Origin of the sequence: Brachybacterium timonense (assembly GCF_900258505.1) — a bacterium.
Taxonomy (GTDB): Bacteria; Actinomycetota; Actinomycetes; order Actinomycetales; family Dermabacteraceae; genus Brachybacterium; species Brachybacterium timonense.
This window is the reverse complement of record NZ_LT984895.1, coordinates 711,834-728,419: the sequence shown is the minus strand read 5'-3', so window position 1 is coordinate 728,419 and position 16,586 is coordinate 711,834. Positions and strand designations below refer to the sequence as shown.

The following is a 16,586-nucleotide window of genomic DNA, read 5'->3' as shown; positions in this document are numbered from 1 at the left end:
GGGCACGTCGGCCGAATACCCCAGGGCGGACGGCCCCAACACTGGGCAGCCGTGTCACCGCCACGCGCGGCGCGAATCAGGAGGGCGCTGCCCCTCCCCTGGCTCGCGCCGCGCGTGCTTTCCGCGCGTCACGCAGCCGACGCCGCAACCCACGGATCCGTCGGTGGATCTGAATCGCCACGTAGATGCCGGCGGCCACCAACAGCAGCGCGACGATGCCCGCCAGCACCGGCAGCGCGATCGTGAGCACGCCGATGACCACGGCAGCAACGTCCTCGGTGGTGGACACGATCGCGTTCGATGCCCCCTCCGGTGACACGTTCACCGCGGCGCGCGTCGTTGCCTTCGTCAGGTGTGAACCGAGCGCCATGCCGCCGCCGAGCATCGCCATGACGATGGCGGTGACGGTGTCGGTCTCTCCCGCCAGCAGGTAGCCGAGCGCCCCACCCGCGATCGGGCGGACCACCGTGTGCACCTGATCCCACAGAGAATCGAGATAGGGGATTTTGTCGGCCGCGAAGTCGACCACCAGCATGATCCCCGCGATCACCAGCACATCGGTGCGCTGTAGCACGGCGGGGACCTGCTGCAGGTCGAGGACTCTGCCGGTAAGCCCCAGCAGGAAGACCATGAAGTAGGGCCGCACCCCGCTCACCCAGCCAGAGCCGAGCGTCATCATCAGAGCGTCCACGAAATCTCCTCCCCCTCACGGGGTCGACTCATCATCCAGACCCCCGCAGGCGCGTATGTCGCACCGGTTCGCCGTTCGGCTCGGTGCCGCCGACGTGCTCAACGCGGGCGGTAGGTGGCCTGTTCCCGGTCGTGCAGCATCCGTCGCAGCTTTCGGACATCCTGCCCGGATGGCGCGGAATAGGACCAGATGTGCCGGTCGAAGGCCGGCATGACCACGCGTGTGCCATCCCGCAGGCGCAAAGCCGCGGTGAGCCCGTGGATCGGGTGGATCACGCGCGATTCGATGGCCAGCACGTCCCGCCAGGGCACGTCGCGCGTGCGCAGCCCGCCGACGACGCGCAGTTCCTGCTCCGTGATCTCCACGCGTCCCCGCGCTGTGCCGAGCGCCACGACCGCGAAACGCGCCGCCAACAGCACGAACACCAACGCAAGGGTACCGAGCAGCAGCAGCACCAGCACCATGCCGATTCCCGGCGCGTGGCCGTCGTCGACGCTGAACAGCAGCACCAGTACGAGGACCACCAGCACAAGCGCCACCCCGAGCAGAACAGCGCTGATGGTGGCGCGGATCGCCGTGTCCATCACCGATGCGGCTGGCACCAGCACACGCACCGGACCCCGATGAGCGGCGCGGCCCGGCGGCCCATCGAGGCTCTCGATCATGCGCTCGACCGTCGCATCGCTGCGCGAGAAGTCCGGCAGGATCCGTCGAGGGCCTGTCTCCGGCCCCAATTGGCGGGGGATCGTCATGCCCTCAGACTATGCGGTCACCGGACAGACATGATCGGCACGCGGGATCAGCGAGGGGGGATCGGTGAGTGGAATGATGGCGAACATGTCAGAACGCTCTGCCAGGTTCCGTCGGCCCGCCTCTCTCTTCGACAGCACCGCGGAGGCGATCGAAGGCGCCCCCGACCCGAGTACCCGCACCGAGCTCGCGCACCATTCCGCCGCGGCTCTGCTGGACGGTGCTCTGCACACCTCTGACCCCGACGTGGTCGAGCGTGTGGTCACGCTGGTGCGCGAGGAGGGCCTGGAGGATCTGGCCATGCTGTGGTCGGGCTCGCCCGCGCAGACCCTGCCGGGGGCGCTGTGGCGGCTGTATGTGCTGCACACCTGGGTGCATGCGCAGGGTGAGGATGTGGTGCATCGCTACCGCGAGGGTGCCGCGACTGTGCCTGGGCTGCGCTACCTGGCCGGTTTCGCTGAGCCGCCGGATGCCCATCAGGTCACTCAGACGCTGGATGAGATTCTGCGCGGAGCTTTCACCGGCGACCTGGCTCTTGCTCTGGCACGCGCTGGCGCCGTGGCGGTGATCTGCGCCCATGGCACAGCGCATCTGGCTGACCGCGCTGCGTCCGCGTCGGCGCAGGAGGAGCTGACCACCCAGGCTGGCCGTCTGCTGACTACCGGAGAGGATCTCGCAGCGGCTGCCCGTCTGGCCGACCGCGACACCCTCGAGTGACGTGCATGTGACGCGCGGATGACGCCCACGTAACACGCATCCGTCTGGCTCGCCCGGGCTCGCGTGCTCTACGATGAGGCACGCGCCGGGCCGCGGTTGCCCCGGGCTCCACCTTGCGCCGCTTCGAGCGGCATACGCGCCGACAGGCGCATCCCGGTCCGGCGCCCCATCGCTTCAACATCAGAACAGTTCCTGGGCACAGAGCGCTCCGAACAGGTAAGGGTGTGATGGTCAGAAGCTTGTCCACGCGCGGCGAGCGCCCCCTCACCGGCCAGTTCGCGGAGCTCGCGCAGATTCTTGCGGATTCGGCAGTGACCCATTCGCGCATCCTCGGGCAGGGGCCCCAGGCGCGCACTCGTCTGGTGCCGATCCTGCATGAGAACTCCTCGCGTGCCACCGAGATCTCAGCTCGCATCGCCACGCGTCTGGCGGACTCCCTCATCACCCCGTATGAGGCGGAGCTGCTCTACGATCTCGCGCTCACGATGGCTGACTGCATTGATTCGCTCGAGCACACCGGTGAGCTGCTTGTCATCACCCGACTCAGCGCGCTCTCGACACCCCTGCTGGAGGCCGCTGAGGCTCTCGAGCACGCCGCCGAGTACACCATGCAGGCGTCCTGGCAGCTGCGGCGCGTGCATCATCTCGGGGGCTACTACACACGTATGCGCACCGTGAAGCACCAGGGTGACCGGCTGTGCCGTCAGGCGCTCGGAGAGCTGTATCGTGCGGGCGGCGCCGCCACGGACATGATGCTGCAGCGCGACGTGATCTACGCGGTCTCGACCACGTTCGAACTGCTCGAGCGGGTGGCCCGCATCGCGGACATGCTGCGGGTCAAGGACTCCTGAGGTGGACTCGGGCTCCCTGGTAGCGCTCGTAGTGCTCGCCGTGGCGCTGGCGTACGTGAACGGATTCCATGACGCCTCCAACGCGGTGTCCACCGCGATCACCACGCGCACCCTGCGCGAGTCGACCGCCCTGGGGGTGGCCGCGACGCTGAACCTGCTGGGCGGGCTGCTAGGCGCCGGGCTGATGGCGCTCGGTGCTGGGTGGAGCGCGGATCTGCTGCAGCTGACTCCCCTGGCGCGCACCCTCGCAGACGCGCCTGACATGCTCGGACTCGTGCTGTGCGCCGTGGTGCTATCCACGCTGGCTTGGTCGATACTCACCTGGTGGATGGGCATGCCCACGTCCACGTGGCACACGATCCTGGGAGCGGTGCTCGGAGCTTCCTGGGTCGTGGGGGCGAGCATTCCGTGGGACGCGACGATGCAGCTGATCATGCTGCCCCTGCTCATAGGACCGCTGGTGGCAGTTGCGCTGAGCTTTCTGCTCATGCGCGGGCTGCTGGCTCTGGGCCGCACGGAGATGCTGCGTGCCGGGCATCTGCGGTTCGCGCAGACCATATCGGCCGGTGCCGTTGCGGCCGGACACGGGATCCATGACATCCGCATTCCCATGACCCTTGTGGCGATGGCCGTCTGGGCTGGCGGCCTGGATCCGCAGGCTGCACTGTCCGCGGCCGTGCCGCTGTCCCTTGCTCTCGCCGCCGGAACGCTGATGGGCGGCCACCGCATCATCCGGACCCTGGGCCGACGGCTGAGCGACCTGAGCACAGCGCAGGGCCTGGCCGCGGAGTCGTCCACCGCGATCGTGCTTGGCGTCGGCGTGCTCGGGCTGAATATACCGATGTCGACCTCACACACCCTGGCCTCGAGTGTGGTGGGCGTGGGGCTCGGCCTGGGACCGCGCCATCTGCGCTGGCCGGTTGTGGCACGGATAGTGGCAGTCTGGCTGGCGACACCGGTGGCCTCAGCTGCGGCAGCTGCTGCCCTCACGGTGCTGGCACTGCGACTGGGATGACAGGGAGTGGGGCACCCTGATGCTCGGCTGCCGTTCGGGCTCGGTCGCTAGTCTGACCGTCGGCGATCTGAAGGAGGCCCGATGACCGAGTCCGACAGCACGGCGAGCCGCCCTCGACGTGCCCGCCCCACGTACGGGTTGCCTGGTCCTGTGGACAGCGGCTCCGCGCCCAGCGGCGACGGCGCAGCCTCGGGCCCGCACACCATACCGACGGGCAGCACGCTGCTCGGCGGTCCAGGCTCGGGCGAACCGCCCACACGGCCGCGGCGCCGCGCCCGTGTGCCGCTGGCCCTCGGGCTCGTGCTCCTGGTGGTCATCGCACCTGTGTTCTTCATCGGCGGCATCGCCTGGGCCATGAGCTCCGTCGTCGGCGATGCCGGGCGGGGGCCCACGGAGTTCACCGCCGCCGAGCAGCAGATCACTCTCGAAGCGAACCACATGGTGTTCGTCTACGTCCCGGCTGAGGCGACCGACGCTACCTGCACGGCCAGCGGTGGTGTCACCACGATCGCCTCCGATGCGGAGGTGACGTTCGGCAACGGCTCGACCTACCGCCAGGCGCTCGGCGTGGCGGCCACCTCGGACACGACGGCGACGATCACCTGCACGGGCACCGATGCCCCCGCCTATCTGGGCCCGTACTCGATGTTCGGCATCGCACTCCCGCTGCTGCTGGGGCCTGTGATCGGGGTGCTCGCAGGACTGGTGGGGCTTGTTCTCACGATCGTGGGCATCGTGCTGATGGTGCGGCGCCGCTGATCCGTCGGCGGATCCGTCTCTCCCACGTATCGGGCCGCCCGCGCGCCATGCCGCGACCTGCCCTAGAGTGGCGATGGACCGCCCGGCACCCCGAACCGACACCCTGGTGGGAGGATCGTCGTCATGCAGCATCCACGTGCAGGTCAGAAGGCTCTCGAGGAGGATCTCGTCGACGTCGACGCCCTTCTTGACGCGTACTACGACATCCACCCTGACGCCTCCGACCCGGATCAGGCCGTCGCCTTCGGCACATCCGGGCACCGCGGTTCCTCGCTCGACGGGCGGTTCAACGAGGACCACATCGCGGCGATCACCCAGGCCATCGTCGAGCTGCGCCGCGATGCGGGCATCAGCGGACCACTGTTCATCGGCCGCGACACCCATGCTCTGTCCCGTCCCGCCTTCGATACCGCGCTCGAGGTGCTCGTGGCCAACGACGTCAGCGTTCTGATCGACGCCGACGACAGGTTCACTCCCACCCCGGCTGTGTCGCACGCGATCCTCGTGCATAACCGCGAGCGCGCGGCCGAGGACCCCGGTCGGGCCGACGGCATCGTGGTCACGCCCAGCCACAATCCGCCGCGTGATGGCGGCTTCAAGTACAACCCGCCACACGGCGGCCCGGCCGACTCCGATGCCACTGCCCGAATCGCCGACCGCGCCAACGAGCTGCTGAAGAACGGGCTTCGGGAGGTGCGCCGCACCGATCGGGCTACTGCCCTCGCCACCGCCGGACGCCACGACTACCTGCATTCCTATGTGCGCGACCTCGCGGATGTGATCGACCTGGAGGCGATCCGTCGTGCCGGTGTGCGCATCGGCGCTGATCCGCTGGGCGGTGCGTCCGTGGACTACTGGGCGACGATCGGTGAGATGCACGACCTGGATCTCACCGTCGTCAACCCGTCCGTCGACCCGCAGTGGGCGTTCATGACGTTGGACCGCGACGGGAAGATCCGCATGGACTGCTCGAGTCCGTGGGCGATGGCGTCGCTGCTCGAGAAGCGTTCGGAGTACGACATCGCCACCGGCAATGACGCTGATTCAGACCGCCACGGCATCGTCACCCCGGATACGGGACTGATGAACCCCAACCATTACCTGGCTGTGGCGATCCGCTATCTGTTCGCGCACCGACCCCAGTGGCCCGCAAGCGCGAAGGTCGGCAAGACCGTGGTCTCCTCGAGCCTCATCGACCGCGTCGTCACGTCCCTGGGGCGTGAGCTGTTCGAGGTCCCCGTAGGTTTCAAGTGGTTCGTGCCGGGGCTGCTCGACTCGTCGGTGGGTTTCGGCGGCGAGGAGAGCGCCGGCGCCTCCTTCCTGCGGCATGGCGGCGGCGTCTGGACCACGGACAAGGACGGCATCATCCTGGCGCTGCTCGCCTCGGAGATCCTCGCCGTGACCGGTCGCAGCCCCTCGCAGCTGCACGCCGAGCTCGTGGAGGAACTGGGCACGAGCGCCTACGCCCGGATCGATGCCCCAGCGGGTCGAGAGCAGAAGGCACGGCTGAAGGCGCTGACCGCCGATCAGGTCACCGCCACCGAGCTGGCGGGTGAGCCCATCACTGCGCGGCTGACCACCGCTCCGGCGGGCGGCGCCATCGGCGGGCTGAAGGTCGCCACGCAGTCGGCATGGTTCGCCGCACGCCCCTCCGGCACCGAGGATGTGTACAAGATCTACGCCGAGTCCTTCCGCGGCGAGGAGCATCTCGCCCACGTGCAGGCTGAGGCGAAAGACCTGGTCGACGGTGTGCTCGGCGCCTGATCACCACTGCAGCCACGCCGCAGCGACGATCGAATACCGCGCCTTACGTGGCAGTATGCACAGGCTCTTGCTCAGTGCCCCTCCCCAGCGCAACCATGGTGAGAAGGTAAAGAACTGGTGCGGTATTCTTCTGGACCGGGTCACGGCTTTGTGACCTGAGGCACGTCTGGAACCGTGCGATCAGCACGGAAACCCGGATCCGATGCAGCAATGCGTGGCAGAAAGGAGCAGTGCATGCGGGCACACACGCGCATGCTCAGCGGCGGCGGCGCCGCCGCGCTCCTGCTCCTGCCGACCTCTGCGGTGGCCGAGCCTCCCTGTGACACACCGAATCCACCCGCCGCAGTCTGCAGCACGGCGCCCGCCACTCCTGCGGCCCCGCAGCCGTCGGACGGCGACAAAGACCAGCCCTCCATCGGAACACCGGTCGAGGAGCCCGCCTCGCCATCCCCCTCGAAGGGATCGGGCACAGGCAGCCCCTCGGATACGGTCACCCCATCGGAGCCGGGCACCCCGTCCGAGCCGGGCACACCGTCCGAGCCGGGCACGACGGAGCCGGGCACACCATCCAAGCCGGGCACAACGGAGCCGACGCCGTCGGCCTCTCCGAGCACCCCACCCCAGACCACGCCACCAACGCGCACGCCCACCCCGACGCCTACACGCGGAACTGCGCCTGGCCCCGGCACGCCCTCCCCGTCACAGCCGGGCGAACCCAGCCAACCGCCCACCTCCCCCACACCAACCGAAGCACCCGAGGCCGGAGACGCGAACGACGAGTCCACGGCACCGGATGACCCGTCAGCGGTCGATGATCCCGCTGAGCAGCACGCCCCTGTCGAGCCGCCCGCACGGTACTCATCCGAGGGTGAGGCATCGCGTGAAGACCGAGCAACACGTGTCGCACGCGGCAGCAGCACTCCCACCGAGCCCCCGTCCCGGTCCCTGGAGCGCACGGGCCGCGGGGAAGAAGAGTCGGTGAGCTCGGACTCGACCGGTCAGGAGAGCTCCACCGAGGGCGCTGTGGCCTCCCCCGCGCGGACGCCCAGCACACCGCCTCCCGCCGACACCGCCGACGACGGCCCGTTCGTCACCCTGCTCAATACCTTCGTCAACGACACCGAAAGCCCCTTCGGCCGCCTGCGCCAGATCCTCGTGGGCGCCTTCGGATTCGCGTTCCTCACGGCAGCCGGCTTCATCGGGGCGACCTGGCGCTCCCGTCGAGAAGCCGTCATGGAACACGGGCGTCGCCGCAGGCCGGGTCGACGCGCGCAGAACACCACGCTGGACTGACGCAGCGCGTGGTCCGCGCGCAACGTCGACCGCATCAGGTACGTTCGAGCTGCTCCAGCTCACCGCGCAGATACACCACGATCGACGCCAGCGCCCGCTGCATCGCCAGCACCGTGCGGTCGAAGGCTTTCTGCCCCTCGTACCAGGGATCTGGCACCGACATATCCGCCTCCGCCGCATCCACGTCGTTCGCCGGATCGAACTGCCCCCACAGCACGATGCGGGGCGCGGTGTGCTCCGGGGGGATCTGTTCAGCGATCCGCCGCAGGGTCTGCGCCTGTTCGAGCGTCATCGGGAGGACCAGGTCCCAGGTGGCCAGATCCGAGAGATGCACTGCGCGTGCCGTGTGCTGCTGGACCGAGCACGGGTAACCAGCGCGTTCCAGGGCGCGCACGGTGCGCTCATCCATAGGCATGCCCTCGGCTTCCCAACTGGTGCCAGCCGAACTCACCTCGATGCGATCGGCGAGGCCAGCCTCCTCCACGGCAGCCCGCAGCATCACGGCAGCGGCCGGAGAACGGCACACGTTGCCCGTGCACACGGTCAGGACCCGCAGTCGGCTCATCGCTCCATTGTGCCAGCGCACGCTCACCGATGGGGACGGATGCGACGCACCGCCCGGCTGGGCCCTATGATGGCAACGGGTCCTGTCCCGGTCCACGCCGCGGGATCGGCCCGGGCCTCACGAACCGTTCGCGGAGCCGATCGGGGGGAACAGCTCTCGACGTTGCTCCGCGTCGGAGCACCCAGCTCCGGCTCGCTCGCCCGCCAACCCATCCGGCACAGGAGGACAGCCATGGCCGACATCATCCGCGCTCAGCACGACGACTGGCCCCTGGTGCGCGAGATCCGTCTGCGCTCCCTCAGCACCGACCCGGAGGCTTTCGGGCAGAGCTGGGAGAAGGAATCGACCTATGACGAGAAGCGCTGGCAGCAGCGTGTCTCGGAAGCGGCCTGGTTCCTGGCTGTGGACGGCGACACCCCGGTGGGCCTCGTTGCCAGCCGCCACGAGAACGACGCTCCCGCTCACGAGCGCGAGCTGCAGGCCATGTGGGTCACGCCCGCGTTCCGCAAGGTCGGCATCGCCGGTGACCTCGCCGAGGCCGTGTTTGCGTGGGCGAAGGAGGACGGTGCACGTACCGTGACGCTGTACGTCGGCCCCACCAATGAGCCGGCTCGCGCTCTGTATGAGTCGCTGGGTTTCCGCGACACCGGCGACCGCTGGGAGGTCGTCGAGGGCGATGCCGACGGCGCCTGGTTCAAGATGGCCCGCGACGTCTGATCTGCCTGGTCGCCCACCCAGTGGCCCGTCGGCTGTCCTCCCTTCTGCATCGCTTACTGCGCCGGAGAGACCCCTGATGCTTCGCCCGCTCAACCGCGCTCTTCGCGCTCAGGGTGATCGCCCACATTGGGCCGCCCGCGTGGAAGACGTGAAGAACCGCCGCGTCGGCGCCCTTCTGCGTCGCATGGGCTGGGACCTGCGCCTGCAGCCTTATTACGGCTACGGCACGACCCAGAACGTGCGTGTGCTCGCGCGCGTGCTGTATGCGTCTCCCCGCACCCGAGCGGATCACCACGATCGTCCCGTCACAGACATGCGGTCGATGGCCGTGCGCGGCTGGCGCAACTTCGCGGGCCAAGTCGCCCCCGAACGCACCGTGCATCTGCGGGTGGGCGGCAAGGAGTTCACGACCCGCGCGGACCGCGCCGGACTCGTCGATACGGTCCTGGAGGTCGCGCTCGAGCCGGGCCGCCACGAGGTGGAGCTGTGGACCACGAAGGACAACGCCGTGACGGCCGAGGTCCAGGTCGTCGACCCCACGGCACGCATCGGCGTGGTCAGCGACATCGACGACACCGTGATGGTGACCTGGCTTCCGCGGCCACTGCTGGCTTTCTGGAACGCGTTCGTCGTCCACCAGTCCTCGCGCAAGATCGTGCCCGGCATGCCCATGCTGTACCAGCGCATCGCCCGGGAACTGCCCACCGCACCCTTTGTGTACCTCTCCACCGGCGCCTGGAACGTGTTCCCTGTCCTGCAGCGCTTTCTGTACAAGAACGGGTACCCGAGCGGCGCGCTGCTGCTCACCGACTGGGGGCCGACGAACACCGGCTTCTTCCGTTCGGGCCCCGATCACAAACACCGGTCGCTCGACCGGCTACATAGCACCTTCCCCCACATCCAGTGGATCCTCATCGGGGATGACGGCCAGCACGATCCGGTCATCTACAGCGAGTTCGCCGCGAAGAACCCGCAGGCCGTCACAGCGATCGCGATCCGTCAGCTCACCGAGTCCGAGCAGCTCCTCGCTCACGGTACGCTGCGTCCGCTTGACCGCAGGCGCACGGGCGGGGACAGCCCTGCTCTGGTGCGTGGCCCCGATGGTCACGCCCTGCTGCAGCGTCTGCGCGATCTGGGCGTGCTCTCGCACTGACCTGCACGGTCCCGGCTCAGCGGTGTGGTTTCACCGTAGACTCGTGGCATGAGCAAGGACGCCTACCATCCCGCCCCATACCACTACGACAGCACCCCGTACCGTCGCGCCGGGGCCTCCGGCCTGCTGCTGCCGCCGATCTCTTTGGGCATGTGGCAGAACTTCGGTGGGGATCGCGACCCGCGCACACTGAGCCATATCGTCCACCGCGCCTTCGACCTGGGCGTGACCCATTTCGATCTGGCCAATAACTACGGCCCGCCCGCTGGATCGGCAGAGAAGCAGTTCGGCCGAATTCTGAAGCGCGATCTGATGCCGTACCGCGACGAGATCATCATCTCCACCAAGGCCGGCTTCCCCATGTGGGAGGGGCCCTACGGTGACGGCGGCTCCCGCAAGTACCTGCTTGCCTCACTGGATCAGTCCCTGAAGCGGCTGGGACTGGAATACGTGGACGTCTTCTATCACCATCGTGAGGACCCCGAGACACCGCTCGAGGAGACGATGGGCGCGCTCGCCCACGCGGTTCACACCGGCAAGGCGCTGTACGTCGGCGTTTCCAACTATTCGCCGGAGAATACGCGGCACGCGGCACGCATCCTGAACCGGATGGGTGTGGACCTCACGCTGCACCAGCCGTCGTACTCGATGTTCAACCGCCATATCGAGAACGGGCTGCTGGAGACCGCTACCGAACTCGGCATCGGTATCGCGGCGTTCTCCCCACTGCAGCAGGGCCTGCTCACCAACCGGTACATGAGCGGGGTGCCGCAGTCTTCGCGTGCCGCCAGCTCGTCGCCGTCGCTGAGCGTGAAGCAGGTCAATGACCCTGACTACCAGCACAGGGTGCGCGGCCTGACGGAGATCGCGAACGCCCGCGGCCAGTCGCTCGCCCAGCTGGCGCTCGCGTGGGCCCTGCGGCACCCGCAGGTCACCACCGCCCTGGTGGGCGCCTCGAGCACGCATCAGCTGGAGCAGAACATCTCCACGCTGAAGAACATGGAGCTCAGCGATGACGAGCTGACCGCGATCGACGAGTTCGCCGTGGACGGCACCGCGGCGCGCTGACGCGCGCCGGGGTGCTCACCCGGTGTTCTTCAGACCGGCGGCGACGCCGTTGATCGACGTGAGCAGGGCGCGCTGCAATTCTGGGTCGATCTCCACACCGGCGGCCTGTTCGGCGCGGACGCGCTGCAGCATGGCCACCTGCATGTAGGAGATCGGGTCGAGGTAGCGGTCACGCACGGCCAGAGTGCGTTTGAGGACGGGCTGGTTGTCCAGCAGCTCCAGCACACCGGTGAGGCGTTCGACCTCCGCCACGGACAGCTCGTACTCCTCACGGATCCGGTCGAACAGCGGCCACAGCCGCTCAGGCACGAGCGAGTACACGTAATGCGCGGCGATCTGCATGTCGGTCTTCGCCAGTGTCATCTCGACGTTGCTGACGACGGTGCGGAAGAAGTGCCAGTGCCGCATCATGTCCTGCAGGTCCTGCTCCAGGCCCGCCTCCCGGGCGGCTTTCAGACCCGAGCCGGCCCCGAACCAGCCGGGTACGATCTGCCGCGACTGGGTCCAGCCGAACACCCACGGGATGGCACGCAGACCGTCCAGACCTTTCTCTGACGTGGTGCGCTTGGAGGGGCGGGAGCCGATGTTCAGCTCGCCGAGCTGCTCCACCGGCGTCGAGGTCACGAAGTACTCCGGCAGGTCCGGATCATCGGCGAGAGTGCGGTAGCGCGCGAAAGCGGCGTCAGACACCTGCTGCATGACCTCGCCGAAACGGTCAAGCTGCTCAGCGGTGGTGCGCGGCGCGGTGTGCAGCGCGGATCCTTCCAGCACCGCTGCGAGCGACAGCTCGAGGTTCTCCCGGGCCAGGGCCGGCAGCATGTATTTGTCGGAGATGACCTCGCCCTGCTCGGTGAACTTGATCTCGCCCTCGAGCACGCCGTACGGCTGAGCGAGGATCGCATCGTAGGTGGGGCCGCCACCGCGGCCGACGGAACCGCCACGGCCGTGGAACAGACGCAGGGTGACGCCGTAGCGGGCGGCGACGTCGCGCAGTCGACGCTGGGCCTGATGAATCTCCCACTGACTCGTGATCACACCGGACTCCTTGTTGGAGTCGGAGTAGCCGAGCATGATCTCGTGGCGATCGCCGCGCAGCCGCACGATCTCGCGGTAGGACGGATCCGACAGCAGCCCGTCGAGGATCTCGCCGGCATGGCGCAGCTCCTCCACCGTCTCCAGTAGCGGGACGAAGCCGATGTCGGCGCGATGCTCACCCGGGCCGGTGAGGTCGACCAGCCCTGCCTCGCGGGCCAGCAGCGCCACAGCCAGGATGTCGTCCACGCCTCGGGTCATGGAGACGATGTACGTCTCGATCACCTGGGTGCCGTAGCGGCGATGCGCTTCACGGATCTCGCGGAACACGTCGTAGGTGGTGCGTGTCGCGTCGTCCAGGATCGTCGGGTCCTCCGTGATCGCGCTGCCGACGAGCGGTCGGCGGGAGCCGAGTTCGGCGGACAGCACCCGGGTACGCTCCGCACGGTCAAGTTCCGCGTAGGGGTGTCCCAGCTCTCCCACCCGGTCGAAGAGGCGGGCGAGCACCTCATGGTGCTTCTCGGCGTGCTCGCGAATGTCCATGGTGGCCAGGTTCAGACCGGATCCGGCGAGCACAAGCTCGATGATCGCGAGTGCGCCGTCGGCGGCCTTCACCCCGCGGTGTCGTCGCAGCGCATCGCGCACCACGTCGAGATCATCCAGCAGTTCATGACCGTCGCGGTAGTCACGGCCGGGCTCATGTGCCGAGCCGTTGTGCAGGCGTTCACGGGTGGCCTCGAGCTTCGCCCGCATCATGCCGAGCTTCAGTCGATACGGCTCCTGCTCGTACAGGCTGCGCTCCACCTCGGTGATGCGGGTGTCCAGGGCGAGATCCGCGTTCAGGCTCTCGCGCAGCTGCTCGTCCTCACCGGTGAGCACGCTGGAGACGGACAGCTCCGCGATGAGGCCGGTGAGCGCCTCGATGGCGATATCGAGCGCCGAGTCGGCCTGGAGCTGCAGCACCTCCCGGGTGACCTCGGCAGTGACGTATGGGTTGCCGTCGCGGTCCCCACCGATCCAGGTTCCGAAGCGCAAGGGCACGGCGCGAGCGGGCAGATCGGCGCCGTGCTCACGCAGCTCCTCGCGGAAATCGTCGAGCAGGTCGGGCATGGTGTGGCGGTGGATCTCGCGCAGGTACCACAGGGCGTTGCGTGCCTCGTCCTGCGGGGTGGGACGCTCCCGACGCAGCTCATCGGTCTGCCACAGTGACTCGATGACCTCGGCGAGGTCCATGTCTTGGCGGCGACGCTCCCGGCTGCCCTCAGCAGTATCGGCCTCTAGAAGCTCGGAGATGCGGCGCAGCTTCGTGAGCACGGCCCGACGTGACGCCTCCGTGGGGTGGGCCGTGAACACAAGGCGCACGTCCAGCGCATCGACCGCCTGCTGCAGGGCGTCACTCCCCCGCTGCTCGACAACAGCACGGATAGTGCGCGGAATCCAGGACTCGGAGCCGGGACGCTCGTTCATGGCACGCACGCGGTACACCTGCTCGGCGGCGTTGGCCAGCAGGAAGTACTGGGTGAAGGCGCGGGTGAGCGCGGTGGCCTGCTCGAGCGGGAGCGCCGCCAGACGCTTCTGCACAGCGCGCGCCTCCTCGGTGTCACCGAGGGTCTTCGCCTCCTTGGTGGCGCGGCGCACGTCCTCGACAAGCTCCAGCAGCTCCGGACCGTGCTGCTCTGCCAGGGTGCGGCCCAGCAGGGTGGAGAGCCGACGCACGGTGGCCCGCAACGGGGCGTCGATGTGCGGATCATCGCCGACGACTGGGAACTCACTGGTCAGCGTCGGGACGTGCAGGCCTTCGGCGGGGCTGGTGTTGCTCACGCGGTTCTCCTCACAGGGCACCGCGTCGGCCGCCGATCCAGGCGACCGCAGCGGCGCGGATCGGGCAGGCATAGGGTATCGCGCATCGCGGCGATCCCTCGGACTCGGCCGCGCGTCGTTCGCTGTGCGGGCGGATTTCAGAGCACGGCGCTCAGGAAGTCCTTCGTGCGCCGATGGTCAGGATCCGAGAAGATCTTGTCCGGGTGCCCTTCCTCGACGATTCGGCCGCGGTCGAACATCATCACCCGCTGGGAAACATCGCGGGCGAACTGCATTTCGTGCGTGACGATGAGCATGGTGATGTCCGTCGTATCAGCGATGTCCTCGAGAACGGAGAGCACCTCGCCCACGAGCTCGGGGTCGAGCGCGGACGTCACCTCATCCAACAGCAGCACCTCAGGGTCCATGGCCAGAGCTCGGGCGATCGCTACGCGCTGTTGCTGACCACCGGACAGCTGCGAGGGGCGCGCGTCCATACGGCCGCGCAGGCCCACGCGCTCCAGGAGTTCCTGCGCAGACTGCACTGCCTGCTCCTTCGGCCGCCCGAGCACGTGTATCGGCGCCTCGATGATGTTCTCCAGCACAGTCATGTTGGGGAACAGGTTGAAGTGCTGGAAGACCATGCCGATCTTCCGCGTGCTCTCCCGGCGACGCTTATCGCTCAGCCGCACACGCTTGCCATTGACGCGTTCGTAAGCGAGCGGCTCACCGTCGATGAAGATGTAACCGCCTGTCAGCTCCTCGAGGGTCATCACCAGCCGCAGGATGGTGGTCTTGCCGGAGCCGGACGGCCCGATCAGCGTCACCCGCTGGCCGGGATCCACTGAGAAGTTCAGGTCCTCCAGCACGGTGTTGTCGCCGAAGCGTTTGAGCACGTCGCGGAACTCGATGGTCGGGGCGGTTGCTCCTGGCGCACCGTCGCCGGTGTCGCTCTGGCTGACGCGGTCCGCCGCGGTGTGATCGTCTGTGGTCATGCGGTCCCTCCTGGGATCAATAGGCCATGCGCGACTCGAGCTTCCGCACGAGCACGGACGTCGGGTAGCTGGCCAGCAGGAAGATGATGCCGGCCAGTGTGAACGCCTCGGTGTAGCGGAAGGTGGAGGCGCCGTACTGCTGGGCGGCGGTGACCATCTCCACCACGCCGATGGCGAAAAGGAACGGGGTCTCCTTGAACATAGAGATGGCGTAGTTGCCCAGTGACGGGAGCGTGTTGCGGATTGCCTGCGGCAACACCACGGCCCGCCAGGTGCGCCGACGCGACATCGAGAGCGCCGTCGCCGCCTCCCACTGACCCTTGGGAACGGAGTCGATGCCGGCCCGGTAGACCTCGGCCATGTACGTCGAGTAGTGGATGCCAAGCACCCAGATGCCGATCGTGAGCGATGAAAACTGCGTAAGCAGGAGGTTCGCAAAGACCAGCTGCACCACGAGCGGCGTCATCCGGACGAACTCGGCGGCGGAAATCAGCGGGATGCTCACCACGCGCGGCAGGCCTCGACGCGCAATCGCCAGCACGAGTCCGAGTACGGCCGCGATCAGCGTGCCGAACACAGTGGCTAGGAGCGTGATCCTGAAGCCAGCCCACAGGACCGGTAAGACCTCACCGAACGCTTCGGGACTGAAGACGTCGTTCATGTCGCCACCTTCCCCTCGGCGGGCATCGCATCAACGGGGCGCAGCAGTGTCCCCAGCGAGTCGCGCAGGCTCGGGCCGCGTCCCAGCGCGTGCTTCGCACGGATCTCGAGAGCATTCATGATCAGGGTGAGGGCATAGGCGAGCAGGAAGTAGACGAGCAGGCCAATGCCGAAGGCGAACCAGGTACCGGTGTCCTTACGCAGCTGACTGATCTGGAAATACAGATCATGCAGGGTGATGAACGAGACGATCGCGGTGCCCTTGAGCAACTGAATCAACAGGTTGGTGAGCGAGGGGAGCATCAGCGCCCACGCTTGCGGGAAGATCACCCGCACCATGCCGCGCACCGGCGACAAGCTCAACGCGCTGATCGCCTCATACTGGCCTTGGGGAACCGAAGCGATGGATCCGCGCACCACTTCTGCACCGTAGGCACCGTAGTTCAGCGCGAGGGCGAGGACTCCGCAGGCCAGCGGCTCCAGCTCCCAACCGAGCAGCGGCAGCACGTAGAAGAGCCAGAAGATCTGCACCAGCAGTGAGGTGCCGCGGAAGAACTCGACGAAGACACGGGAGACGGTGCGTAGCGGTGCTGAACGGTGACCACTGGCTAGCCCAAAGACGATCGCGATCACGAATGCTCCGGCCGCTCCGAGCACGGTCAGCAGAACGGTCACCCAGATACCGTCGGCGAACTGCGGCAACCGATCAACTAGCGAGGACGCGTTGTCGTTCAGCCATTCCATCGAATGACACCT

General features: G+C 67.8%; 17 protein-coding genes. 9 read left to right on the top strand and 8 right to left on the bottom strand.

Annotated features, from left to right (window positions below; all coding sequences use genetic code 11):
* Window positions 1-76: 76 nt before the first annotated feature.
* A complete protein-coding gene (locus C8271_RS03100; protein WP_245920817.1) occupies window positions 77-691 on the bottom strand; it encodes a DUF4126 domain-containing protein in 615 nt (204 codons plus the stop codon).
* Window positions 692-789: 98 nt separating this feature from the next.
* On the bottom strand, window positions 790-1,443 hold the full coding sequence (locus tag C8271_RS03095; protein ID WP_106506070.1) for a PH domain-containing protein: 654 nt from the start codon (window positions 1,441-1,443) through the stop codon (window positions 790-792).
* Between the two features lie 85 nt (window positions 1,444-1,528).
* On the opposite strand from C8271_RS03095, the gene C8271_RS03090 reads away from it, so the two are divergent.
* From C8271_RS03090 to pgm, 5 genes are all read left to right on the top strand, one after another.
* Window positions 1,529-2,158 (top strand): hypothetical protein, encoded by a 630-nt coding sequence (locus C8271_RS03090; protein WP_245920815.1) that lies wholly within the window; start codon window positions 1,529-1,531, stop codon window positions 2,156-2,158.
* A gap of 227 nt (window positions 2,159-2,385) precedes the next feature.
* Window positions 2,386-3,009 carry a DUF47 domain-containing protein gene (locus C8271_RS03085; protein WP_106506068.1) on the top strand — a complete coding sequence of 208 codons (624 nt, stop codon included), beginning with the start codon at window positions 2,386-2,388 and terminating at the stop codon, window positions 3,007-3,009.
* A 1-nt stretch (window position 3,010) separates the two neighbouring features.
* Window positions 3,011-4,024, top strand: a complete 1,014-nt coding sequence (locus tag C8271_RS03080; protein WP_106506067.1) for an inorganic phosphate transporter — start codon at window positions 3,011-3,013, stop codon at window positions 4,022-4,024.
* An 81-nt stretch (window positions 4,025-4,105) separates the two neighbouring features.
* Window positions 4,106-4,783: a hypothetical protein gene (locus C8271_RS03075; RefSeq protein ID WP_106506066.1), complete on the top strand. Its 678-nt coding sequence runs from the start codon at window positions 4,106-4,108 to the stop codon at window positions 4,781-4,783.
* 123 nt (window positions 4,784-4,906) lie between these two features.
* Window positions 4,907-6,547 carry a phosphoglucomutase (alpha-D-glucose-1,6-bisphosphate-dependent) gene (pgm, locus tag C8271_RS03070; protein ID WP_106506065.1) on the top strand — a complete coding sequence of 547 codons (1,641 nt, stop codon included), beginning with the start codon at window positions 4,907-4,909 and terminating at the stop codon, window positions 6,545-6,547.
* Window positions 6,548-6,687: 140 nt separating this feature from the next.
* Here the strand turns inward: pgm and C8271_RS03065 are convergent, their stop codons facing one another.
* Complete coding sequence (locus C8271_RS03065) at window positions 6,688-7,197, bottom strand: hypothetical protein (RefSeq protein WP_106506064.1); 510 nt, start codon at window positions 7,195-7,197, stop codon at window positions 6,688-6,690.
* Window positions 7,198-7,525: 328 nt separating this feature from the next.
* On the opposite strand from C8271_RS03065, the gene C8271_RS03060 reads away from it, so the two are divergent.
* Entirely contained in the window at window positions 7,526-7,840 is a 315-nt protein-coding gene (locus C8271_RS03060) for a hypothetical protein (RefSeq protein ID WP_106506063.1), read from the top strand.
* Window positions 7,841-7,874: 34 nt separating this feature from the next.
* On the opposite strand, the gene C8271_RS03055 is transcribed toward C8271_RS03060, so the two are convergent.
* On the bottom strand, window positions 7,875-8,405 hold the full coding sequence (locus C8271_RS03055) for a low molecular weight protein-tyrosine-phosphatase (protein ID WP_106506062.1): 531 nt from the start codon (window positions 8,403-8,405) through the stop codon (window positions 7,875-7,877).
* Between the two features lie 231 nt (window positions 8,406-8,636).
* On the opposite strand from C8271_RS03055, the gene C8271_RS03050 reads away from it, so the two are divergent.
* The 3 genes from C8271_RS03050 (at window position 8,637) to C8271_RS03040 (ending at window position 11,343) form a co-directional block, all read left to right on the top strand.
* Window positions 8,637-9,122 (top strand): GNAT family N-acetyltransferase, encoded by a 486-nt coding sequence (locus tag C8271_RS03050; RefSeq protein ID WP_106506061.1) that lies wholly within the window; start codon window positions 8,637-8,639, stop codon window positions 9,120-9,122.
* A gap of 76 nt (window positions 9,123-9,198) precedes the next feature.
* Window positions 9,199-10,275, top strand: a complete 1,077-nt coding sequence (locus C8271_RS03045) for an App1 family protein phosphatidate phosphatase (RefSeq protein WP_106506060.1) — start codon at window positions 9,199-9,201, stop codon at window positions 10,273-10,275.
* A gap of 48 nt (window positions 10,276-10,323) precedes the next feature.
* Window positions 10,324-11,343, top strand: coding sequence for an aldo/keto reductase (locus tag C8271_RS03040; protein ID WP_106506059.1), 1,020 nt, complete (start codon window positions 10,324-10,326; stop codon window positions 11,341-11,343).
* Between the two features lie 15 nt (window positions 11,344-11,358).
* On the opposite strand, the gene ppc is transcribed toward C8271_RS03040, so the two are convergent.
* The 4 genes from ppc to ehuC all read right to left on the bottom strand — a co-directional run bounded on the left by ppc (window position 11,359) and on the right by ehuC (window position 16,574).
* Window positions 11,359-14,154 (bottom strand): phosphoenolpyruvate carboxylase, encoded by a 2,796-nt coding sequence (ppc, locus tag C8271_RS03035; protein ID WP_425428201.1) that lies wholly within the window; start codon window positions 14,152-14,154, stop codon window positions 11,359-11,361.
* Between the two features lie 179 nt (window positions 14,155-14,333).
* Window positions 14,334-15,170: an ectoine/hydroxyectoine ABC transporter ATP-binding protein EhuA gene (ehuA, locus tag C8271_RS03030; RefSeq protein ID WP_170957783.1), complete on the bottom strand. Its 837-nt coding sequence runs from the start codon at window positions 15,168-15,170 to the stop codon at window positions 14,334-14,336.
* A gap of 16 nt (window positions 15,171-15,186) precedes the next feature.
* On the bottom strand, window positions 15,187-15,831 hold the full coding sequence (ehuD, locus tag C8271_RS03025; protein ID WP_106506057.1) for an ectoine/hydroxyectoine ABC transporter permease subunit EhuD: 645 nt from the start codon (window positions 15,829-15,831) through the stop codon (window positions 15,187-15,189).
* On the bottom strand, window positions 15,828-16,574 hold the full coding sequence (gene ehuC, locus C8271_RS03020; protein WP_106506056.1) for an ectoine/hydroxyectoine ABC transporter permease subunit EhuC: 747 nt from the start codon (window positions 16,572-16,574) through the stop codon (window positions 15,828-15,830). The genes ehuD and ehuC overlap by 4 nt, the downstream gene beginning before the upstream one ends.
* Window positions 16,575-16,586: the final 12 nt, after the last annotated feature.